At 47.3% G+C, this 256-nt stretch carries 1 protein-coding gene; it reads left to right on the top strand.

The features are described from left to right. A partial coding sequence (locus tag RMT89_RS44120) for a hypothetical protein (protein WP_315889386.1) occupies nucleotides 1-206 on the top strand: 206 nt, incomplete at its 5' end. Nucleotides 207-256 lie beyond the last annotated feature (50 nt).

Below are 256 nucleotides of genomic sequence, written 5' to 3'. Positions count from 1 at the left end.
AGAAAGAGAGTTTGTCTTTCCTAGGCTATGAGCAAGCCCAGCAACTGCCTCAAGTAGTCTTACCAACAACTTATACCGATAACGCTCAATTAATGGAGCTGTTTAGTGAAGAGATGCAGCATCTGGATTACGGAAAGTCTAACGTAGAGCAAGCCGCGAAAAACTTCTTGCGCCGTGGAAATCGAGTGCTGGCTCGTATGAACTAACCCATTAATAGCCACGCGGTTTGCCAATATCACTGCCACAGCAAGCCGCG

Source organism: Streptomyces sp. P17 (assembly GCF_032436805.1).
Taxonomy (GTDB): Bacteria; Actinomycetota; Actinomycetes; order Streptomycetales; family Streptomycetaceae; genus Streptomyces.
This window is presented reverse-complemented; position numbering and strand designations above follow the sequence as displayed.